Genomic DNA, 21,118 nt, shown 5'->3' on the forward strand with positions numbered 1-21,118 from the left:
GTGAAGCCGTGCTGCGCACACGCCAAGACTATGCGTTGAGGGGTGCTGGAGAGAAAACGGTGTTTCCTCGGACACCCCCGTGGTCGACGTCGTCACGTGTCGGCGTTCGACGACGATCGTCGGCGTCTGTGCCGGGTGAACGGCAGATCTTCGAAGAACAGTGCCGTCAGGACCGCGACCATGATCACACCGGCGAGCAGTCCTTGCGCGAGCACAACGCCGCTCGTGTTGGAGCTGGTCGGCATGACGACGATTGCGATGATCGCCGACGCCGCGATGCTCAGTACGCGGAACCACGGCCCGGTTGCCCACGCGGCGAGTGGGATGACGGCCCACAGCAGGTACCAGGCCTGCACGAACGGGAAGAACAAGACGACGGTCGCCATCGCGATGCCGAGACCGCCGAGCGGGTGTAGCCGTCCGGCGAGCGTCGCCAGCATCCATCGGACGACGAAGATCGCGGCGATGAGCTGCCCGATCGGTCGTGCGACGTCGAGGATGGCCTGCGTCTGATCGCCGAGGCCGAGCCACACGCCGACCCTGCCCGTGCTCACCGACATCAAGGTAGGCATCGACATCCAGGATCTGACGATCTCGCCCGTCGACAGCGTCGTGGTCCAGCCGAAACCGAGCCCTGTGCCCAGACAAATGCCCACGACGACTATGGCGAGAATCACGAAGAGAAAGCCTGCCGACGCCGCGAGTGCGCGCACGGAATCGCGCGACCGCGACCACCAGGTACTCACCGGAGCATGACGAAGCGCGGGCAGAGTGGCGCCCCACCGTCCCGCGAGGGCGATGCCGACGAATCCGAGGGCGAGCATCGATGTGACCTTCACCATGGACGACGCCGCGATCACCGCCGTGCCGGCGATGAGCATCCACCCGGCTTGGGTCGGCCAGAATCCGGATCCCCGCAGCCTCCCGCTGCTGTAGATCCCCGCGAAACACAGCTCCAATCCGACGAGCATCAGGCCGAGCATGAGTGCCTCGTTGTGGATGCCTCCGACGAGGTGCAGGATCACGAGCGGATTCATCGCGCCGAGCCAGAGCGCGGCAACTCCCGACACCCCGCAGCGCCGTGCGAGGCGGGGTAGCGCCCAGACGATCAAGCCCACCCCGAGCAGCGCAACGAGTCGATGCAGGAAGATCGCCGCGGTGATGTTGTCGCCGGTGATCTTGGTGATGCCCTCACCGATCCAGATGAAGAACGGGCCATAGGGCGCGGGGGTGTCTCGCCAGAGATTGGGCACCGATCGCGTCAGGACGTCGTCGACGCCGAGTCCGCGGACGGGGCTCACCGAGTACGGATCCATGCCGCGTTCGGCGATGGCGCTCTGTGCCAGGTACGAGTAGATGTCCTTGCTGAGCAGCGGGGGAGCGACGAGGATCGGGGCGATCCAGAGCAGCAGCGTGCTGTCGGCCTGGCGGCGGGTCATGCGCCGCTGCGGGCTTCGACCTTCGAGCACCTCCACGCTGAACCTGCCGACCGCGAAGCGTCCGATCATCAGCCACGCGACGACGAGCATCAGCGTTCCGCCGATCGACATCGTCAGCGCCGTGCTCCACATTCGGGACGGCAGCGACAGGAGGCGCATCCCGGCGACTGGATTCTGCAGCACGGGGATCTGTCCGGTACCCAGCGAACCGATCAGCAGTAGCACCGAACCGGTGGCTCCGAAGATCTTGATCCGGAAGAGGCGTCGATTCTCTTCCGCGTTGAGTGGGCCGACTTCCTGCTCGGTCTCGTGCAGTGTCGCCACCGACCGGCCGTAGCCGCCGGGCGTATCGGAATCCGTGTCGGCTGGTCGGGCAGACTTCAGCCCGAGGTACGTCGCGGCACGACGCAGGACACTGGTTTCAGGCACGAGACGACTGTAATGGTTGCCGCCTCGCGGTCCTCCGACGCCGCACCTGAGCATCGTGCGGGCCAACCCCTTAGGTGACCCTTGCTGGAAGCCGGGAAGCAATTACGTCACACTGGCGTTGTGAAAACCATGCGGAGTGATGCAGTGCTGTCTGCCGACAGCGCCCGTCCCGGTGTGGTCGCCGATCCAGGAGCCATGCATGCCGACGGGCAGACGCGTGCTGCCGTGGTGTCGCTGCTCGTCGAAGACGGGCCGCTGACCGCGGGAGAGATCGCCGAGCGGTTGGGTATCAGTCCAGCGGGCGTGCGTCGTCATCTCGACGCGCTCGTCGATGCCGGTGATGCCGAACACGCCTCGCCCGGTTTCGGCCGGGGCGGCGAGCGCGGTCGGGGCAGGCCTGCGAAGTGGTTCCAACTGACGGCGACCGGCCGCGGAAAGCTTCAACACGCATACGACGATCTCGCCGGAGCTGCGATGCGCAAACTCCGCGACATCGCCGGCGAGGAAGCGATCGGTGAGTTCGCGCGCGACCGCATCGAGGGCATCGTCGACGGGGTACGTCCCGTCGCGGAGTCCGGCTCTGTGGCCGACACCGTCGAAGAGATCGCCGACGCCCTCACCAGCGCGGGTTACGCCGCCAACACCAGGTTGGTCGGCTCCGGCGTCCAGATTTGCCAGCATCACTGCCCCGTGGCACATGTCGCGGCGGAGTTCCCCGAGCTCTGTGAGGCAGAAACCGCGGCGTTCACCGAGCTTCTCGGTACGCACGTACAACGTCTCGCGACGATCGCCAACGGCGATTGCGCGTGTACAACGCATGTCCCCCTGATGATCGGCGACAACCAGCCCGGCAATGACGCCGTCGCCGACCCGAAGCAGACGAGTCGAAAGGCCCAGCGATGACAGTTACAGATGGACAGGCTCCATTGACCCAAGAGGAGACCATCGCCTCACTCGGCACGTACGGATACGGGTGGGCCGATTCCGACGTCGCAGGAGCGAGCGCGCAGCGTGGACTCTCCGACGCCGTGGTCGCCGACATCTCGTCGAAGAAGAGCGAACCGGAGTGGATGCTCGAGAACCGCCTCAAGGCGCTGCGCATCTTCGACCGCAAGCCCATGCCGCACTGGGGCGCCGAGCTCGACGGCATCGACTTCGACAACATCAAGTACTTCGTGCGCTCGACCGAGAAGCAGGCCGCTTCCTGGGAAGACCTGCCCGAGGACATCAAGAACACCTACGACAGGCTCGGCATCCCCGAGGCCGAGAAGCAGCGCCTCGTCGCTGGTGTCGCCGCTCAGTACGAGTCCGAGGTGGTCTACCACCAGATCCGTGAGGACCTCGAGCAGCAGGGCGTGATCTTCCTCGACACCGACACCGGTCTCAAGGAGCATCCCGAGCTCTTCCGCGAGTACTTCGGATCGGTCATCCCGGCGGGCGACAACAAGTTCTCCGCGCTGAACACCGCGGTGTGGTCGGGCGGATCGTTCATCTACGTGCCCCCGGGCGTGCACGTCGACATCCCGCTGCAGGCCTACTTCCGGATCAACACCGAGAACATGGGCCAGTTCGAGCGGACGCTGATCATCGTCGACGAGGGTGCCTACGTGCACTACGTCGAGGGTTGTACCGCGCCGATCTACAAGACCGACTCGCTGCACTCGGCCGTGGTCGAGATCATCGTGAAGAAGGGCGGACGCTGCCGCTACACCACCATCCAGAACTGGTCGAACAACGTCTACAACCTGGTCACCAAGCGTGCCAAGGCTGAGGCGGGCGCCACGATGGAGTGGATCGACGGCAACATCGGCTCGAAGGTCACGATGAAGTACCCGGCCGTCTGGCTGACGGGCGAGTATGCCAAGGGCGAGGTGCTCTCCGTCGCATTCGCCGGCGAGGGTCAGCATCAGGACACGGGTTCCAAGATGGTCCACCTCGCGCCGCACACCTCGAGCAACATCGTCTCCAAGTCGGTCGCGCGTGGCGGTGGACGAGCCTCCTATCGCGGCTTGATCAAGGTCAACAACGGTGCGCACGGCAGCCGTTCGACGGTGAAGTGCGACGCACTGCTCGTCGACACCATCAGCCGTAGCGACACCTACCCGTACGTCGACATCCGCGAGGACGACGTCACGATGGGCCACGAGGCCACCGTCTCCAAGGTCAGCGACGATCAGCTCTTCTACCTGATGAGTCGCGGACTGACCGAGGACGAGGCGATGGCCATGGTCGTGCGTGGATTCGTCGAGCCCATCGCGAAGGAACTCCCGATGGAGTACGCACTCGAACTCAACCGCCTCATCGAACTTCAGATGGAAGGAGCCGTCGGCTGATGGCTGATCCGACAATCCCGGTCTCGGTTCCGGGCAGCACAGTCGCGCCCGTCAACAAGGGCGAACTGTTCACCTCATTCGACGTCGAGGCGTTCGAGGTTCCCAGCTCGCGTGAAGAGGCGTGGCGATTCACCCCGTTCCGACGCTTGCGCGGCCTGCACGACGGCAGCGCGACGGCCGACGGACAGGCAACTGTCTCGGTCACCGGCGCCGGTGACGGCGTCACCGTCGAGACCGTCGGGCGCGACGACAAGCGACTCGGACAGGGCGGAGTCCCGTTCGATCGCATTGCGGCGCAGGCATATTCGTGCTTCGACGAGGCCACGGTCGTCACCGTCGCCCGCGAGGTCGAGGTCGCCGACCCGATCGTGGTCACGCTCGAGGGTCCCGGCGTCGACAAGACGGCGTTCGGTCACGTGCAGATCCGCCTCGAGGCATTCGCGCGCGCCGTCGTCGTTCTCGATCAGAAGGGCAGCGGAACCTACGCGGAGAACGTCGAATTCATCGTCGACGACCAAGCCGCGCTGACGGTCGTCAATGTCCACGACTGGGCCGACGACGCCGTGCACGTCGCAACGCACCACATCAAGGTGGGTCGCGATTCCGTGCTGCGTCACTTCGCGATCAGCCTCGGCGGCGACCTCGTCCGCCTCTCACCGCTGGTCCGCTACGCGGCGCCGGGCGGCGACGTCGAACTCTGGGGTCTGTACTTCGCCGATGCCGGACAGCATCTCGAACAGCGACTCCTCATCGACCACAACCAGCCGAACTGCCGCTCCAACGTGGTGTACAAGGGTGCGCTGCAAGGAGATCCGTCCGGCGACCGCAGTCGTGAGGCGCATACGGTCTGGATCGGCGACGTGCTGATCCGTCCGGAAGCCGAGGGCACCGACACCTTCGAGCTCAACCGCAACCTGCTGCTCACCGACAACGCGCGTGCCGACTCGGTGCCGAACCTCGAGATCGAGACTGGCGAGATCGTCGGTGCGGGCCACGCCAGCGCCACCGGCCGATTCGACGACGAGCAGCTGTTCTACCTGCAGGCCCGCGGCATTCCGGAAGACCAGGCCCGACGCCTCGTCATCCGTGGATTCTTCGGCGAGGTCATCGCCAAGATCACGGTGCCCGAACTGCGCGAACGTCTCTCCGCCGCAATCGAACACGAACTCGAGATCTCCGGCGCCTGATCGCGCTGATCGAGACCGAACCCGCTGATCGAGACTGAACCCGCTGATCGAGCTTGTCGAGATCACCCAGCCCCAGAAAGAAAGCCACATGAGCACACTCGAAATCCGTGACCTGCACGTCGACGTCGCGCAGTCCGACACCGACGCCGAGCCGATCCACATCCTCAAAGGCGTCGACCTCACCGTGAAGTCGGGGGAGACCCACGCATTGATGGGCCCCAACGGCTCCGGCAAGTCGACGCTCTCCTACGCCATCGCCGGCCACCCGAAGTACACGGTCACCAGCGGGTCCATCACCCTCGACGGTGAGGATGTGCTGGAGATGAGTGTCGACGAGCGCGCCCGCGCGGGCCTGTTCCTCGCGATGCAGTACCCCGTCGAGGTTCCCGGCGTCTCGATGTCGAACTTCCTGCGCACCGCGGCGACCGCCGTCCGTGGCGAGGCTCCCAAGCTGCGCCACTGGGTCAAGGAGACCAAGGAAGCGATGACCGCGCTCGACATCGATCCGTCGTTCGCCGAGCGCTCGGTCAACGAGGGCTTCTCCGGTGGCGAGAAGAAGCGCCACGAAATCCTGCAGCTCGACCTGCTCAAGCCGAAGTTCGCGATTCTCGACGAGACCGACTCCGGCCTCGACGTCGACGCCCTGCGCGTTGTCAGCGAGGGCGTGAACACGTACAAGGCGGAGGAGAACGGCGGCATTCTGCTGATCACGCACTACACGCGAATCCTGCGCTACATCAAGCCGGACTTCGTGCACGTGTTCGTCAACGGTCGCGTCGTCGAATCCGGTGGCCCCGAACTGGCCGACGAGCTCGAAGAGAACGGTTACGTCCGCTTCACGACGGCTGCTGCGGCGGGCTGAGCCATGTCGACGGAGACCGTGGCCGAACAGGCTTCGACGCTCGACGTCGACGCCATCCGTGCCGATTTCCCGATTCTGTCTCGCACCGTGCGCGACGGAAAGCCGTTGGTCTACCTCGATTCCGGTGCCACCTCGCAGCGTGCGGTCCAGGTGCTCGACGCCGAGCGTGAGTTCCTGACGACCCACAACGCCGCCGTGCATCGTGGTGCGCATCAGCTCGCCGAGGAGGCCACCGACGACTACGAGGGCGCCCGCGAGAAGATCGCCGCCTTCGTGGGTGTCACCGCAGCCGAGACGGTGTTCACGAAGAACGCCACCGAGTCGCTGAACCTGGTCACCTACACGCTCGGCGACGACCGCAGCGCACCGCTGTTCGGAGGCCGACAACTCGGCGAGGGCGACACGGTCGTCATCACCGAGCTCGAACACCACGCGAATCTCGTTCCGTGGCAAGAGCTGTGCCGACGCACCGGCGCCACCCTGCGCTGGTACGGCGTCACCGACGACGGTCGCATCGACCTCGAATCACTCGAGCTCGACGACACCGTGAAGGTCGTCGCGTTCACGCACCAGTCCAACGTGACCGGTGCCGTGGCCGACGTCGACGAGTTGGTTCGCCGCGCACGTGCTGTCGGTGCGCTCGTCGTGCTCGACGCCTGCCAGTCGGTTCCGCACATGCCCGTCGATTTCCGTGCCCTAGACGTCGACTTCGCGGCGTTCTCCGGACACAAGATGCTCGGACCGTCGGGCGTCGGCGTGCTCTACGGCAAAGCAGAGCTTCTGGCCGCGCTGCCGCCGTTCATCACCGGTGGATCGATGATCGAGACCGTCACGATGGAGGCAACCACCTACGCCGATCCGCCTCAGCGATTCGAGGCAGGCGTGCCGATGACCTCGCAGGTCGTCGGACTGGGTGCAGCGGTCGACTACCTGTCGGCGATCGGGATGGATGCTGTTGCCGCGCATGAGCATTCGCTCGTCGAGCATGCATTGCGCTCGCTCGGTGAGATCGATGGACTGCGCATCATCGGACCGAACACGACCGAAAACCGTGGCGGTGCAGTCTCGTTCGTCGTCGACGGCATTCACGCACACGACCTCGGGCAGATCCTCGACGACGAGGGTGTCGCGATCCGCGTCGGACATCATTGCGCGTGGCCGCTGCACCGACGTTTCGGAGTTGCCGCGACGGCTCGTGCGTCGTTCGCGGTGTACAACACGCACGATGAGGTCGACGCTCTCGCCGCAGCAATCGTCAAGGCGCAGAAGTTCTTCGGGGTCGTCTGACATGCGTATGGAGCAGATGTATCAAGACGTGATCCTCGATCACTACAAGCACCCGCACGGCCGCGGGCTGCGCGAGCCGTTCGGCGCAGAGGTCCATCACGTCAACCCGACATGTGGTGACGAGGTGACCCTGCGCGTGGCGCTGTCCGACGACGGCAACACTGTCACCGACATCTCCTACGACGGGCAGGGCTGCTCGATCTCGCAGGCGTCGACATCGGTGCTGTTCGACCAGCTCGAGGGTGCCAGCGTCGACGACGCGCTGGCCACGGTCGCGTCGTTCAACGCGATGATGACTTCGCGCGGCTCCGACGAGGGCGACGAAGACATCATCGGCGACGGCATCGCGTTTGCCGGAGTGAGCAAGTATCCGGCACGCGTCAAATGTGCACTGCTGGGCTGGATGGCGTTCAAGGACGCCCTGGCCCAGTCGGTGGAAGAACGTGAATCAGAACAGGTGGAAGCTCCATGACCGAACAGCCTTTGGCAGATACTGCCGCAGTCGAGACACCCCCTGTCGAGACGCCCGCGGCTGACGCGCCCGTGAGCGCGCCGAGCACCTCGTTGCCCCAGCTCGAGGACGTCGAGGAAGCGATGCGCGACGTCGTCGACCCCGAGCTCGGAATCAACGTCGTCGATCTCGGACTCGTTTACGGCATCGAGGTCACCGACGACGCGGTCGCCAAGATCGACATGACCCTGACGTCGGCGGCGTGTCCGCTGACCGACGTCATCGAGGACCAGTCACGCGCAGCGCTCATCGGCAGCGGTCTGTGCACCGAGTTGGAGATCAACTGGGTGTGGCTGCCGCCGTGGGGCCCCGACAAGATCACCGACGACGGCCGCGAGCAGCTACGCGCGCTGGGCTTCACCGTCTGAGCCGTCGGAGACACGGAGGCGCGAGGACACGGTGACAGGACGCCCCGGTGCCTGAACACATGGACGAACCCGAAGGACGGTTTCGTCGTGTCCGCCGCTGGAAGCCGCCCACGTACGAGACGCGCGTGGAGAAAATGATCCGCGAGGCCACCGAGCGGGGCGAGTTCGACAACCTGCCGGGCATGGGCAAGCCGCTCGACCTCTCCGATACCGACGACCCCGACTGGTGGGTCAAGCGCAAGATCCGCGACGAAGGACTTGATTCGACGGCCCTGCTGCCCGCCTCGCTGCAACTCCGCAAAGAGGCGCAAGGGTTTCCCGACTCCCTGGCCGACATCGCCGACGAATCAGCGGTGCGCGATATCCTCGCCGACTTCAATCGCCGTGTACGCGAAGCACATCTGACCACGCGGGCCGGACTCCCGTCGGTCGTCACTGCCCACGTCGTCGACGTCGACGAGATCGTCGAGCAGTGGCAGGCGCTCAGGCAGGGGCGTCGGTGACCCTGACGGCACCGCTCGCCTGACCGGTCACACGTCCGACCAGCCGTGACCGGTCGCCGCACCGCGCGCGATCGTCATCTTGGTTCGCATTCCGACGCCCTTGACCACGCGGCCCATCGCCTCGAGTGTGCCCGCGAGGTTGTCGCGCTCGCTGAGGTAGCTGCGTTGGGCGCTGATCGGCATGGTGAAGAAGGCGTCGAAGAAGTCGAGGGTCTGCTCGGCCGAGAGGTCCAGCAGTGCCGACAGACCGCGGATTCGGAGTTCGTGTACCGAACGTGCCGATGCCGGCCACAGCGCGGCCTTCGGGTCGTCGCCGTCCGCGATCGCGACCGCGACGGTGTCGGCACAGGCGAGTGAGGTGGCGACGCTGTAGCCCGTCGTCGGATTCTTCATCCCGCCCGCAGCGCCGAACCGGAAGACCGGGTCCTTCCACGGCGTCGTCGACGCGCCGACGAGCGGAAAGTTCACCACCTCGGTGCGGAGCACGGTCGGTTCATGGTCGCCCAATCGAAAGCGCAGGCGGTGTTCGAGGTCTGGGATCGACAGCGCGGGATGCCCTGCGAGACAGGTCTCTTCGAGCAGCACAGTCCCATCACCGAGCGGCACGGCGTAGAGAAACGACGGTAGTGGTGAGCCTGCGGCACCGAGCTGGCGAGGACTCGCCCAGTCCATGAGCAGCGCGCCCGCGCCGCCGAGTACCGCCTCCGCGTCCTTCGCGTCGACGATGATCCCGAACGCGGTCTGGTACGGGGCGTCGTGCGGCAGCGCACCTCGACAGTCGACGATCTGATCGGCCCGGACGACCGAACCGTCAGCGCACACCACCCGATCAGCCGACACCGACGTCGCGGCCGACGCCACCAGCGCCACCCCGTCGAGGTTCAATTCGGTTGCGAGAGCGACATTGTCGAGAACCGTGTATCCGCGGGCGATCTCGTGACGGGTTCGCGCAGACACCTGCACGGCGTCGGTCTGCGCTGCTATGGCGTTGTCGCTCAACCAGTTCGGCAGTTCGTCGGTCCATGCCGCATAGGTGGCGTGCCACGCCCTGTCGGGGTGCGGATCGATGAGAGTGGTATCCACCCCGTGGTGGCGTAGGCGGTGGGCCAGGCCCCTGCCCGCCGGACCGCCGCCGACCACCGCCGCCGAACGGGACACGGTCACATCGATCCGGTGGCCAACAGTCCGCCGTCGACCTGCAAGGTCTGACCGGTGATCCACGACGCGTTGTCGCTGACGAGGAAGGCGGCAGCCTGCGCGATGTCTTCCGGGTTGCCGAGTCGGCGCAGCGGGTAGCCGGCAATCGCGCGTTCTTCGTTGTCGCCAGCGATGAGTGCGTCGGCGAACTTCGTCTTGACGATGGCGGGCGCGATCGCGTTGACGCGGATCTGCTTGGGCCCGAGTTCCCACGCGAGCTCCGCGGTCAGGCGGATCAACGCGGCTTTCGACGCCCCGTAGGCGGCGATGACTCCGGTGGAGCGGATTCCGGCGACCGAGGCGATGTTGAGCACAGCTCCTCCTGATTCGGCCATGCCCGCCCGATATGCCTCTTGCACGAACCCGAGGGCGGCGACCACGTTCGTGTCGAAGATCTTGCGCACCGCGTCGAGATCGGCGTCGACGAGCGGCCCATACGTCGGGTTGATTCCCGTGTTGTTGACCAGTATGTCGATTCCGCCACCGAGCCGCACCGCGTTCGCAACGGCGTCGGCTCGATGAGCGGCGTCGCCGGTATTGCCGGGACAGATGTCGACCTTCGCCCCGTCAACCGCAGTCCGGATCGACTCGGCTGCCTGCTGCAGCGGTTCGGGTTTACGGCCGGTGATGACCACCGTGGCGCCTCGACGGGCGAGTTCGGTGGCGATGGCCAATCCAATGCCGCGGCTCGCGCCGGTGACGAGTGCGGATCGCCCGGTGAGATCGGGTGTCGGCAACATTCCGGTGGGTTCAGCTGTGCGTTCGGTCACCCTGCCACCGTATCGAGCGACGTGAGGAAGTCGCGGCCGCCCGGGGTGGAAAAACCACGGGCCGACGCACAGTAGACTGGACCGTCGTGATCACCGCGACCGACCTGGAAGTTCGAGCGGGCGCTCGGACCCTGCTGTCGGCGCCCGGCTCAGCATTGCGTATTCAACCCGGCGACCGGATCGGCCTCGTCGGCCGCAATGGCGCAGGTAAGACGACCTCGCTGCGCATTCTCGCGGGCGAGACCGAGCCCTACGCCGGAACGGTGACCAGGACCGGCGATCTCGGCTATCTGCCGCAGGACCCCAAAGAAGGCGACCTCGACGTCGTCGCACGCGATCGCGTGCTGTCTGCGCGTGGGCTCGACGACATCATGCATCAGATGGAAAAGCAGCAGGCCCTGATGGCCGAGGCTGCCGACGACAAGGTGCGCGACAAGGCTGTCGCACGATACGGCCGTCTCGAGGAGCGCTTCTCCGACCTCGGCGGCTACGTCGCCGAGTCCGAGGCCGCGCGCATCTGCAACAGCCTCGGATTGCCCGATCGCGTACTCGGCCAGCCTCTGCGCACGCTCTCGGGCGGACAGCGCCGTCGCATCGAGCTCGCCCGCATCCTGTTCGCAGCCTCCGACGGCTCGGGCAAATCTGCGACGACGCTGCTCCTCGACGAGCCGACCAACCACCTCGACGCCGACTCGATCACCTGGTTGCGCAGCTTCCTGCAGAACCACGAGGGTGGACTCGTGGTGATCAGCCACGACGTCGACCTGCTGGCCGACGTGGTCAACAAGGTGTGGTTCCTCGACGCCGTCCGCGGCGAGGCCGACGTCTACAACATGGGCTGGAAGCGCTACCTCGACGCACGCGCAACCGACGAGCAGCGTCGTAAGCGTGAGCGCGCCAATGCGGAGAAGAAGGCGTCCGCACTGCGCGCACAGGCTGCAAAGCTCGGCGCCAAGGCCACGAAAGCCACTGCGGCACAACAGATGCTCAAGCGTGCCGATCGGATGATCGATTCCCTCGACGAGGAGCAGGTGGCCGACCGCACCGCCCGGATTCGCTTCCCGGAGCCCGCGGCGTGTGGCAAGACTCCGCTGATGGCGTCGGGACTGAGCAAGTCCTACGGCTCGCTCGAGATCTTCACCGGCGTCGACCTCGCGATCGACAAGGGCAGCCGTGTGGTCGTGCTCGGACTCAACGGTGCGGGTAAGACCACCCTGCTCAAGGTGCTCGCCGGTGTCGAGGCGTCGGATACGGGTTCGCTGGAGCCCGGCTACGGACTCAAGATCGGCTACTTCGCGCAGGAGCACGACACCCTCGACGACATGGCGACGGTGTGGGAGAACATTCGGCACGCCGCGCCCGACGCAGGCGAACAGGATCTTCGTAGCCTGCTCGGTGCCTTCATGTTCACCGGACCTCAGCTCGACCAACCCGCGGGCACGCTATCCGGTGGCGAGAAGACGCGACTGTCGCTGGCAGGCCTAGTGTCGTCGGCGGCCAACGTGCTGCTACTCGACGAGCCGACCAACAACCTCGACCCGATCTCGCGCGAGCAGGTGCTCGACGCCCTGCGCAGCTACACCGGTGCCGTGGTCCTCGTTACCCACGATCCCGGTGCCGCGGCGGCGCTCGATCCGCAACGCGTGATTCTTCTGCCCGACGGCACCGAAGACCACTGGAGCGACGAATACCAGGAGCTCATCGAGCTCGCGTGAGCATCACGGCCCCTCCGTCGGTCCAGTCACGATGCCCGACAACTGCACGCGCTTGCCGACGTCCCGCGTGCTGACGTGACCGACGGGAGTGGCCAGAATCTCGTGATGATCGGTGGCATCGGACTCGACGTGCATCGTTCCCGACGCCTCGTTCGCGATGTATCCGCTGGGAGCTGCTACCTCGCGAGCGCGGTAGCAGCCCGTCGGCAGCGAACGAATCAGCAGTCCCTGTGCATCGGTGACACCTGAGCCACGGGATTGCCCGGCGCACGTCGTGATCGCGAACCGCGCACCCGGCAGTGGGTGGCCGTGGATGCGGTCGCGGACTGCGATCCGCAGTTGGCCCGACCCGTCGTCGAATCCGCCCTTGCGGTCGACGCCGGTTCCGATGGATCGACTCGGTTGCTGGTCTCGCGTCGTCACGGTGAATGTTCCCGAACCGGGTGTGGCCGAGGCGGACGCCGACGCTCCGACGATTCCGGCGAGTGTCATTGCGCCGACAACCGTGAGAGTCGTTGTCACACGGACGAATCGGCCGTTCATGCTCGCGTCGCCCACGCGATGATGTTGTCGGCGTAGCCGAGCGGGGGACCGACAAACGCCCCACCGCACGTGACGAGGGCGAGGGTCTCCGGCCCGTCGAGACGGTTGAGTTCCGCTGCCGGAAAGCCCTTCTCCTTGTCGGCCTTCTGGACGTTACGCACCCGGTAGTGGACGGTCTCACCCTTCGCTGTGGTGACCGCGACTTCGGTTCCCGGTGCGAGAGAACTGAACCGGGCGGCGAAGCCACGCCCCTGCGAGGCCTCGTCGACGTGGCCGGTCACGACGATTGTGCCCTTGCCCGATCCGGGTAACGCCGAATCGACCCACCAGCCGAGACGATGGACGTCCTGTGGCGGCAGGAGGGCACCGGTCGTATCCGTCGCAACCGCATCGGTGACAGCGGAATCACCGCCGACCTCAATACTTTTCGGTGCTGCCGGCTCGTCGGTGCGTGCGGCAACGGGTGCGGGTAGCTGGGTCTGAGCAGACGGTGTGGCCACGGACGATTCGCTCGTGCGTGTCGAGCAGCCGACGAGAAGCGTCAGACTCAGAGCCAGCAGGCAGAACAGTGTGAGTATCGGCGTGGTTTTCATGGTCGATCCACCGGTCCCGAAGGAATCGACGACAGCGATGTCCTGCCCGACGGATTGCGGTCGGTCACGTGGTCGACGGGGGTGTTGTAGACCGTCACCGTCGACACCTTGTCGGTGGACACGTCGACGGTGTACGAGCGACCCTCGGGCACATAGCCTTTCGGTGCCGCCGTCTCCTTGACGCGGTAGCAGCCCGGTGCCACCTCACGGTTGACCACACCGCCCTCGCCGGTGGTTTCCCACCCCAACACATCCCCGGAGCAGGTGGACACGATGAAGCTCGCTCCCGGCAGCTTGGCGCCGGTGACTCTGTCTGCCTTGACCACCTGCAGGGTTCCGGAACCATCTCCGCCGCCGTCGGTACGTGCGAAGGAAATCTGGATATGGTTGCCGAGCAGTCCGAGTTCGACTGTGCCGCTTCCCGAAATCAGCCTCAATCCGTCGGGCCAACTGATCGTCTCGAAACTGTAGGTTCCCACGTTCAGGGTCAGTTCGGCGGGGGCGGTGACCATCGTTACCGCGCCGGTCTCGTTGTTGGTGAGACGTACCCGAGCACCCTGCACCGGCGTGATGCCGTTGGGGTAGGGGATGAATGATGTGACATAGAGGTGTGCGGTCCCGGACTCCGGAGGGGCCGTCGGAGAACTCGGGGTTGTCGACGTCGGCGCTTCGACGGTCGTCGACGGACCGGGGGCGGAGGTACTCGGTGCCGACGAACTCGGGGGCGCCGGATTGGTGGCCGTACTCTCCGGTGTCGTGGTTGAAGGTGCCTGCGTCGTCGGCTGGTCAACCGTCGTGGCGGGTGCCACGGTGGTCGACGAGGTCGACGAGGTCGACGAGGTCGACGGGGTTTCCGCCGAACCGACTGCGGGAGCCATCGCAAGGCTGAGCAGGATTCCCGCCGCAAAGGCTGCGGTGCTTGTCCGCGGAGTGCGGAATCTGCTGGGGTGCTTGGGTGATCGTTTCGACATTGGAGTGAGCCTTTCGGTGGGGTGGACGGCCCCGACACCCGTGAAGTCGGGTGGGCCAATCGATTCGTTATCGCCTGCGGCCGTCGGCGGGCGGAAATCATTCACGCGTCGTACGGCCTGTACGTGGCGGTGCATTCACGGCCGGTAGACGGGCCCCGAGGGAATCGAGCTCAGCGGAGTGCGTGCGCCCGGATCACGGCCGGGAGCCGAGGGTCCGGGATTCGTTGTTCCCGGACCTGACGTGCCCTTTGCGGCGAAGTGGATCGTGTAGATGATGTCCCGGCCACGCTCGAGTGGAATGTTGAACGACGACGGCCCCACGAGCGTCAGTCCCGCGGGTACTTCGAGCACAAGGACACTCACCGTCCCGGTCGGGGACTGCACGGTAGCGGGCAAGGTCGTGACGTAAGGGTTGACCGCGACCAGGCGAACCAACACGCCGTTGACCCCGTCGTGCGCGCCGTCGAGCACGGCATTGATCATCACGGACCCATACGCGACAGGGCTTGTGGGCGTGGACGTTTCGGTGCTCGCGGGTGTGCTCGGTGGGGTCGATGACGAGGGCGGGTTGGTCGTCGGCGGCGTGGTTGTTGTTGGCGGTGTTGTCGTCGGCGGCGTCGTGGTTGTCGGCGCCGTGGTGGATGGAGTGGTCACCGACGGCGCGGTCGTGTCGACGTCGGCGTGGGCACCACCCACCCCGAGAGACAGACACGCCACGACGACGATGAGTGTGCTCGAGAAAGAACGGAAATGTGTGACGGTACGCATGAGCGGACTCGCGATCTCCCCGACCCGAATCGGATCACTGTGTGACCCCCGATGTCTGATGAGTCCGAATCGGGAGGGCGATCGTTAACACGCGCGAAGAACCGTTATCCACGCGTTATCTGGTGTCATTCACGCGTTCGACGGCGACCACTGCTCATCTCGACGCCGCATACCGCTTCGTGAGCTCGCCCTTGACCAGCTTGCCGGTGGGTGTGCGAGGCAGATCTGCAACGAAATCGACCGAGCGTGGAACCTTGTACCGCGCAAGCGAATCGCCCGCGAAGTCGAGGAGCTCGTCGGCAAGCGTCGGCGAGGCCTCGTACGCCGGATCGAGTTGCACGAGCGCTTTGGCGACCTCGCCGAGGTCGTCATCGGGCACACCGATCACGGCGACGTCGTAGACGGCCGGGTGGTTGATGAGAACGTTCTCGGCTTCTTGGGGATAGATGTTGACGCCGCCGGTGATGATCATGAACGCCTTGCGGTCGGTGAGATAGAGGAAACCCTCATCGTCGACGTAGCCCATGTCGCCTGTTGTGGCCCAGGTCGGGTGTTTCGGGTGATACGCCGACGCCGTCTTGCCCGGGTCGTTGTGGTACTCGAAAGCGGGTGTCTCACGCTCGAAATACACGAGGCCGACGTCGCCGATGGGCACCTCGTCGCCGGCGTCGTCGCAGATCCTGATGACGCCCATGCCCGCTCGTCCGACGGAACCGGGATGCGTCAACGCGTCCTCGGGGCCGATGAACGTCGCGCCCGCGGCCTCGGTCGATGCGTAGTATTCGTGGATCACCGGACCCCACCATTCGATCATCGCGCGCTTGACTTCGGCGGGGCACGGGGCCGCGGCGTGGATCGCCACCTTCAGGCTCGACACGTCGTATTTGTCGCGGATATCCGCGGGCAACTTGAGCATCCTGATGAACATCGTCGGCACCCATTGGCTGTGCGTGGCGCGATACTCCTCGACGAGACTCAGCGCTTCCTCCGGCTCGAAGTGGTCCATGAACACCACGGTGCCGCCGACAGAATTGGTGACGCCGCAAAAGCGCAGTGGCGCAGCGTGATACAACGGCGCTGGGGATAGGTAGACGCTCTCGGCGTCGAATCCGTACAGCGGGCTGAAGATCGCGGTGTACGCATCGGGGACTTCTGCGACCAAGCCATCCGGTAGCGGTGTGCGAATCCCCTTGGGGCGTCCCGTGGTTCCCGACGAGTAGAGCATGTCGGTGCCGCGGGGTTCGTCGGTACGCAGCGTGTCCGGTGCTGCCGCCAACACGTCGTCGTAGGGTTCGAAGCCATCGATGACCCCACCCCACGCGATGCGATGACCCGCTTCGGCAAGCGCTGCGATATCGCCGCTCGTCGAGACCGCTTCTGCCACAGCGGCATCGGCAAACAGCACCTTCGCCGCGCTGTCGGTGAGGATGTAGGCGGTTTCGTCCGCGGTCAGGTGATGATTGATCGCGGTGACGTAGAGGCCACTGCGGATCGCTGCCCAGTACACCTCGAACATGTGAAGGTTATTGCGCGACACCATCGCGATCGTGTCGCCAGGACGTAGCCCGAGTTCGTCGAGGTGGTTCGCCAACCGCGCGGAGTTGTCGTCGAGTTCGCGATAGGTGAGTGCGGTTCCGGTTGCAGCGTCGACGACGGCGGCTTTGTCAGGTGTGGTGGCGGCGATGGTTCCTGGGAACACGACGATCTCCTCGATGACTCGGGATACGGACGATGCCGAGTGTGATCGGCATCATGCGAGATCGTATACCGAGCGATAGTTCGGCGGGGCCGTCATTGCCGCAATGGCGGGCGCCTAACTCATGACTCCGCAGTGGCGCGCGAGCGCACCGAAGCCTCCACGAGGTCGAGAACTGCCGACAGGTCGTCGGTAGGACGTCCCGAAGCCAATCGGGTGATCAGCCCGTCGAGGACGAGGTCGAGGTAGTCGAGCAGAACGTCGGTGGGGACGTCGTCACGCAGTCGGCCGGTCTCACGGCCGCGTTCGAGTCGATCGAGAGTGGCCTTCTCGAGCTCAGCCGAGCGTTCCAGCCATGCCGACCGGAACGTCGGATCGGTGCGGAGCTTCCGCGCGATTTCCAGCCGCGTGCCCAACCAATCGAAATCCTGTGGGCGCGCGAGCATGTCGCGCATGACCTGAACAAGGCCCTGCTCTGCCGCGACGTCGGCCATGCGTTCGGCGTCTTCCCGTGCGAGCGCGAGGAAGAGTGCCTCCTTGTCGCGGAAATGATGAAAGATCGCACCGCGAGAGAGTCCTGTCGACTCCTCGATGCGTTTGACCGTCGCTCCGTCGTAGCCGTACTCCGCGAAGCAATGCCGCGCGCCGTCGAGAATCTCCCGACGACGCGCGGCAAGGCGGTCATCACTGACCTTGGGCACTGCTATCGCCCTGTCAGCTCTTGATCATGTTGCGGAGCACGTACTGCAGGATGCCACCGTTGCGGTAGTAGTCGGCTTCACCGGGTGTGTCGATGCGCACCTTGGCGTCGAACTCGACCTTCGAGCCGTCTTCCTTGGAGGCGGTGACATGCACCGTCTTCGGCGTGGTGCCGTTGTTCAGCTCCTCGATACCGGTGATGTCGAAGGTCTCCGTGCCGTCGAGGCCCAGCGACTTGTGCGACTCGCCCTCGGGGAACTGCAGCGGGATCACGCCCATGCCGATGAGGTTCGAGCGGTGGATGCGCTCGAAGCTCTCGGTGATGACGGCCTTGACGCCCAGCAGGCTGGTGCCCTTGGCTGCCCAGTCACGCGAGCTACCGGTGCCGTACTCCTTGCCGCCGAGCACGACCAGCGGGGTGCCCTCCTTCGCGTAGTTCTGCGCGGCGTCGTAGATGAACGACTGCGGAGCGCCCTCCTGCGTGAAGTCACGGGTGTAACCACCGGTGACGTCGACGAGCTGGTTCGCCAGGCGGATATTGCCGAAGGTCGACCGGATCATCACCTCGTGGTTACCGCGGCGGGCTCCCAGCGAGTTGTAGTCCTTGCGAGCCACACCGTGCGCGTCGAGGTACTGCGCGGCGGGAGTGCCGGGCTTGATCGTCGAGGCGGGGGAGATGTGGTCGGTGGTCACCGAGTCGCCGAGCTTCGCGAGGACGCGGGCGCCCTTGATGTCGGAGACCGGATCGGCTTCGAGCTTCATGCCGTCGAAGTACGGAGGCTTCCGCACGTAGGTCGACTCGTCGTCCCAGTCGAAGGTCTTGCCCTCGGGGGTCGGCAGGCTCTGCCAGCGCTCGTCGCCCTTGAAGACATCGGCGTAGTCCTCGGCGTACTGCTCGGGGCTAATCGAGCTCGAGATGGTCTGCGCGATCTCCTCGTTGGTCGGCCAGATGTCCTTGAGGAAGACGTCGTTGCCGTCCTGGTCCTGGCCGAGAGGATCGGACTCGAAGTCGAAGTCCATCGTGCCCGCGAGCGCGTAGGCGATGACCAACGGCGGCGACGCGAGGTAGTTCATCTTCACGTCGGGGTTGATACGACCCTCGAAGTTACGGTTACCCGACAGCACCGCGGTCGCGGCCAGGTCGTTGTCGTTGATCGCCTTCGAGATTTCCTCGGGCAGCGGGCCCGAGTTACCGATACAGGTGGTGCAGCCGTAGCCGACGAGGTAGAAGCCGAGCTTCTCCAGGTACGGCCACAGGCCCGCCTTGTCGTAGTAGCCGGTCACGACCTGCGATCCGGGGGCCATCGAGGTCTTGACCCACGGCTTGGAGGTCAGGCCCTTGTCGACGGCCTTCTTGGCGAGCAGGCCGGCGCCGAGCATGACCGACGGGTTCGACGTATTGGTGCAGCTCGTGATCGACGCGATCGTCACGATGCCGTGGTCGAGGATCATGTCGCCACGCTCGGTCGACGACACCTTGACGGGCTTCGACGGCCGACCCGCAGCACCCTTGCTGGCGTTGTGGGCGGGCTCGTAGCCGTCATCGGCGAACGAGAGCTTTGCACCACTGGGGTCGATGGCGGGGGAGTCCGAGGCGGGGAAGCTCTCCGCGTTCGACTCGTCGACACCGTTGTAGGCGGGCGTGTTGCCCTCCTCGACGTAGTTGTGGATGTCCTTGCGGAATGCGTTCTTGGCGTCCCACAACTCGATGCGGTCCTGCGGGCGCTTCGGACCTGCGATCGACGGGACGACCGTCGACAGGTCGAGCTCGATGTACTCGGAGTACTGCGGCTCGGTGGCGTCCTTCTCCAGCCACATGCCCTGTTCCTTGGCGTATGCCTCGACGAGGGCCAGCGTCTCCGCGCTGCGGCCGGTGAGCTTCAGGTAGTTGATGGTCTCGCCGTCGATCGGGAAGATCGCGCAGGTGGAGCCGAACTCGGGGCTCATGTTGCCGATGGTGGCGCGGTTGGCCAGCGGGACCTCGGCGACACCATTGCCGTAGAACTCGACGAACTTGCCGACGACGCCGTGCTTGCGCAGCATCTCCGTGATGGTCAGCACGACGTCGGTCGCGGTGACGCCCGGCTTGGCCGCACCGGTCAGCTTGAAGCCGACGACGCGCGGGATGAGCATCGAAACCGGCTGGCCGAGCATGGCGGCCTCGGCCTCGATACCGCCGACGCCCCAGCCGAGCACGCCGAGACCGTTCTGCATCGTGGTGTGCGAGTCGGTGCCGATGCAGGTGTCGGGGTAGGCGACCTCGGTGCCCTCGGAGTTGGGGCGAACCATGACCGAGCGGGCGAGGTGCTCGATGTTGACCTGGTGCACGATGCCGGTGCCCGGCGGCACGACGCGGAAGTCGTCGAATGCGCCCTGGCCCCAGCGGAGGAACTTGTAGCGCTCTTCGTTGCGCTGGTACTCGATCTCGACGTTGCGCTCGAATGCCTGCGCGTTGCCGAAGGCCTCGATGATGACGGAGTGGTCGATGACCATCTCGGCGGGTGCTAGCGGGTTGACCTTGTCGGGATCGCCGCCGAGTTCCTTGACCGCGTCGCGCATGGTGGTCAGGTCGACCACACAGGGAACGCCGGTGAAGTCCTGCATGATGACGCGAGCCGGGGTGAACTGGATCTCGATGCTCGGCTCGGCCGAGGGATCCCAGTTGGCGATCGCTTCGATGTGGTCCTTGGTGACGTTCGCGCCGTCTTCGGTGCGAAGCAGGTTCTCGGCGAGGACCTTGAGTGCGTAAGGGAGCTTCTCGGTTCCCTTGACAGCGCTCAGCCGGTAGATCTCATACGACTTGTCGCCCACCTCGAGGGTGCCTTGGGCGCCAAAGGAATTGATACTCACGACTTAATCCACTCTCCTCGTGCCGACGGGCTGCGTCGGCGTCGTTCGACGTCTCACGTGTGCGCACGTGGACTGCTTGGCCGGCTCGTCGACGAACGCCGCTCGTCGACTCCGACCGTGACCCGACGGGCTGCGCCGGGTGTTCGAGTGCTGTCGGTGGCGCCGGTGGGTGGTACCGATGCCTCCCTGCCCTCGCGGGGCGGCCACGGGGCCGCCGTGGTCACCGTGTCATCCTAACAGTACGGCTGTACTGTTTACAACACGCGACACGCCCGTTTACCGCCTACCTACAGCATCCTCCATTCTGTCGCATGGCACGAGGCGAGGGTCACGCGGTCGTGTGCGCGTCGGCGACATTTAATGGCTGCGAAACCTTCTCCGGTGACACGCGGGGGTG

General features: G+C 65.5%; 20 protein-coding genes. 10 read left to right on the plus strand and 10 right to left on the minus strand.

Annotated elements, in window-relative coordinates:
• Nucleotides 1-92: 92 nt before the first annotated feature.
• A complete protein-coding gene (gene mptB / locus RND64_RS10685) occupies nt 93-1,868 on the minus strand; it encodes a polyprenol phosphomannose-dependent alpha 1,6 mannosyltransferase MptB (RefSeq protein WP_442903972.1) in 1,776 nt (591 codons plus the stop codon).
• Nucleotides 1,869-1,997: 129 nt separating this feature from the next.
• Here mptB and RND64_RS10690 point away from each other — a divergent pair, with 129 nt between their 5' ends.
• The 8 genes from RND64_RS10690 (at nt 1,998) to RND64_RS10725 (ending at nt 8,919) form a co-directional block, all read left to right on the plus strand.
• Nucleotides 1,998-2,771 (plus strand): helix-turn-helix transcriptional regulator, encoded by a 774-nt coding sequence (locus RND64_RS10690; RefSeq protein ID WP_049697308.1) that lies wholly within the window; start codon nt 1,998-2,000, stop codon nt 2,769-2,771.
• Nucleotides 2,768-4,201 carry a Fe-S cluster assembly protein SufB gene (sufB, locus tag RND64_RS10695; protein WP_049697309.1) on the plus strand — a complete coding sequence of 478 codons (1,434 nt, stop codon included), beginning with the start codon at nt 2,768-2,770 and terminating at the stop codon, nt 4,199-4,201. Before RND64_RS10690 ends, sufB begins: the two co-directional genes overlap by 4 nt.
• Entirely contained in the window at nt 4,201-5,388 is a 1,188-nt protein-coding gene (gene sufD / locus RND64_RS10700; protein WP_049697310.1) for a Fe-S cluster assembly protein SufD, read from the plus strand. Before sufB ends, sufD begins: the two co-directional genes overlap by 1 nt.
• A gap of 88 nt (nt 5,389-5,476) precedes the next feature.
• Nucleotides 5,477-6,250, plus strand: a complete 774-nt coding sequence (sufC, locus tag RND64_RS10705; protein WP_049697311.1) for a Fe-S cluster assembly ATPase SufC — start codon at nt 5,477-5,479, stop codon at nt 6,248-6,250.
• A gap of 3 nt (nt 6,251-6,253) precedes the next feature.
• Complete coding sequence (locus RND64_RS10710) at nt 6,254-7,537, plus strand: cysteine desulfurase (protein WP_049697312.1); 1,284 nt, start codon at nt 6,254-6,256, stop codon at nt 7,535-7,537.
• Nucleotide 7,538: 1 nt separating this feature from the next.
• Nucleotides 7,539-8,009: a Fe-S cluster assembly sulfur transfer protein SufU gene (gene sufU / locus RND64_RS10715; RefSeq protein WP_049697313.1), complete on the plus strand. Its 471-nt coding sequence runs from the start codon at nt 7,539-7,541 to the stop codon at nt 8,007-8,009.
• Nucleotides 8,006-8,416, plus strand: a complete 411-nt coding sequence (locus tag RND64_RS10720; RefSeq protein WP_049697314.1) for a metal-sulfur cluster assembly factor — start codon at nt 8,006-8,008, stop codon at nt 8,414-8,416. Before sufU ends, RND64_RS10720 begins: the two co-directional genes overlap by 4 nt.
• A 59-nt stretch (nt 8,417-8,475) precedes the next feature.
• Nucleotides 8,476-8,919, plus strand: a complete 444-nt coding sequence (locus RND64_RS10725) for a J-domain-containing protein (RefSeq protein WP_049697315.1) — start codon at nt 8,476-8,478, stop codon at nt 8,917-8,919.
• A gap of 27 nt (nt 8,920-8,946) precedes the next feature.
• Here RND64_RS10725 and RND64_RS10730 read toward each other — a convergent pair whose 3' ends face one another.
• Both RND64_RS10730 and RND64_RS10735 read right to left on the minus strand, forming a co-directional pair.
• Nucleotides 8,947-10,083 (minus strand): lycopene cyclase family protein, encoded by a 1,137-nt coding sequence (locus tag RND64_RS10730; protein ID WP_049697316.1) that lies wholly within the window; start codon nt 10,081-10,083, stop codon nt 8,947-8,949.
• Nucleotides 10,080-10,856 carry an SDR family oxidoreductase gene (locus RND64_RS10735; protein ID WP_049697518.1) on the minus strand — a complete coding sequence of 259 codons (777 nt, stop codon included), beginning with the start codon at nt 10,854-10,856 and terminating at the stop codon, nt 10,080-10,082. Before RND64_RS10735 ends, RND64_RS10730 begins: the two co-directional genes overlap by 4 nt.
• Nucleotides 10,857-10,972: 116 nt before the next feature.
• Between RND64_RS10735 and RND64_RS10740 the strand changes: the two genes are divergently transcribed.
• Nucleotides 10,973-12,601: an ABC-F family ATP-binding cassette domain-containing protein gene (locus RND64_RS10740; RefSeq protein WP_005202799.1), complete on the plus strand. Its 1,629-nt coding sequence runs from the start codon at nt 10,973-10,975 to the stop codon at nt 12,599-12,601.
• Between the two features lie 3 nt (nt 12,602-12,604).
• Here RND64_RS10740 and RND64_RS10745 read toward each other — a convergent pair whose 3' ends face one another.
• The 4 genes from RND64_RS10745 to RND64_RS10760 form a co-directional block, all read right to left on the minus strand.
• Nucleotides 12,605-13,159 (minus strand): prealbumin-like fold domain-containing protein, encoded by a 555-nt coding sequence (locus RND64_RS10745; protein ID WP_235434265.1) that lies wholly within the window; start codon nt 13,157-13,159, stop codon nt 12,605-12,607.
• Nucleotides 13,141-13,737 carry a class F sortase gene (locus RND64_RS10750; protein WP_049697317.1) on the minus strand — a complete coding sequence of 199 codons (597 nt, stop codon included), beginning with the start codon at nt 13,735-13,737 and terminating at the stop codon, nt 13,141-13,143. Before RND64_RS10750 ends, RND64_RS10745 begins: the two co-directional genes overlap by 19 nt.
• Nucleotides 13,734-14,708 (minus strand): MSCRAMM family protein, encoded by a 975-nt coding sequence (locus tag RND64_RS10755; RefSeq protein WP_235434266.1) that lies wholly within the window; start codon nt 14,706-14,708, stop codon nt 13,734-13,736. Before RND64_RS10755 ends, RND64_RS10750 begins: the two co-directional genes overlap by 4 nt.
• A 135-nt stretch (nt 14,709-14,843) precedes the next feature.
• Complete coding sequence (locus RND64_RS10760) at nt 14,844-15,191, minus strand: hypothetical protein (RefSeq protein ID WP_049697318.1); 348 nt, start codon at nt 15,189-15,191, stop codon at nt 14,844-14,846.
• Nucleotides 15,192-15,222: 31 nt separating this feature from the next.
• Between RND64_RS10760 and RND64_RS10765 the strand changes: the two genes are divergently transcribed.
• A complete protein-coding gene (locus RND64_RS10765; protein ID WP_049697319.1) occupies nt 15,223-15,564 on the plus strand; it encodes a hypothetical protein in 342 nt (113 codons plus the stop codon).
• 66 nt (nt 15,565-15,630) lie between these two features.
• Here RND64_RS10765 and RND64_RS10770 read toward each other — a convergent pair whose 3' ends face one another.
• The 3 genes from RND64_RS10770 to RND64_RS10780 all read right to left on the minus strand — a co-directional run bounded on the left by RND64_RS10770 (nt 15,631) and on the right by RND64_RS10780 (nt 20,721).
• Nucleotides 15,631-17,175, minus strand: a complete 1,545-nt coding sequence (locus RND64_RS10770; RefSeq protein ID WP_049697320.1) for an acyl-CoA synthetase — start codon at nt 17,173-17,175, stop codon at nt 15,631-15,633.
• A gap of 119 nt (nt 17,176-17,294) precedes the next feature.
• The gene (locus RND64_RS10775) at nt 17,295-17,873 is read right to left on the minus strand and encodes a TetR/AcrR family transcriptional regulator (RefSeq protein WP_005202820.1); all 579 of its coding nucleotides are present in this window, start codon (nt 17,871-17,873) and stop codon (nt 17,295-17,297) included.
• Between the two features lie 13 nt (nt 17,874-17,886).
• Nucleotides 17,887-20,721: an aconitate hydratase gene (locus RND64_RS10780; RefSeq protein WP_049697321.1), complete on the minus strand. Its 2,835-nt coding sequence runs from the start codon at nt 20,719-20,721 to the stop codon at nt 17,887-17,889.
• Between the last annotated feature and the right edge of the window lie 397 nt (nt 20,722-21,118).

Origin of the sequence: Gordonia sp. w5E2, from assembly GCF_036540975.1 — a bacterium.
GTDB classification, from domain to species: domain Bacteria; phylum Actinomycetota; class Actinomycetes; order Mycobacteriales; family Mycobacteriaceae; genus Gordonia; species Gordonia jacobaea.

Coding starts and splice junctions, on each gene's coding strand:
- RND64_RS10690 (WP_049697308.1), top strand. CDS start 1,998: ATGCGGAGTGATGCAGTGCTGTCTGCCGACAGCGCCCGTCCCGGTGTG.
- sufB (WP_049697309.1), top strand. CDS start 2,768: ATGACAGTTACAGATGGACAGGCTCCATTGACCCAAGAGGAGACCATC.
- sufD (WP_049697310.1), top strand. CDS start 4,201: ATGGCTGATCCGACAATCCCGGTCTCGGTTCCGGGCAGCACAGTCGCG.
- sufC (WP_049697311.1), top strand. CDS start 5,477: ATGAGCACACTCGAAATCCGTGACCTGCACGTCGACGTCGCGCAGTCC.
- RND64_RS10710 (WP_049697312.1), top strand. CDS start 6,254: ATGTCGACGGAGACCGTGGCCGAACAGGCTTCGACGCTCGACGTCGAC.
- sufU (WP_049697313.1), top strand. CDS start 7,539: ATGCGTATGGAGCAGATGTATCAAGACGTGATCCTCGATCACTACAAG.
- RND64_RS10720 (WP_049697314.1), top strand. CDS start 8,006: ATGACCGAACAGCCTTTGGCAGATACTGCCGCAGTCGAGACACCCCCT.
- RND64_RS10725 (WP_049697315.1), top strand. CDS start 8,476: ATGGACGAACCCGAAGGACGGTTTCGTCGTGTCCGCCGCTGGAAGCCG.
- RND64_RS10735 (WP_049697518.1), bottom strand. CDS start 10,856: ATGTTGCCGACACCCGATCTCACCGGGCGATCCGCACTCGTCACCGGC.
- RND64_RS10750 (WP_049697317.1), bottom strand. CDS start 13,737: ATGAAAACCACGCCGATACTCACACTGTTCTGCCTGCTGGCTCTGAGT.
- RND64_RS10755 (WP_235434266.1), bottom strand. CDS start 14,708: ATGTCGAAACGATCACCCAAGCACCCCAGCAGATTCCGCACTCCGCGG.
- RND64_RS10760 (WP_049697318.1), bottom strand. CDS start 15,191: ATGATCAATGCCGTGCTCGACGGCGCGCACGACGGGGTCAACGGCGTG.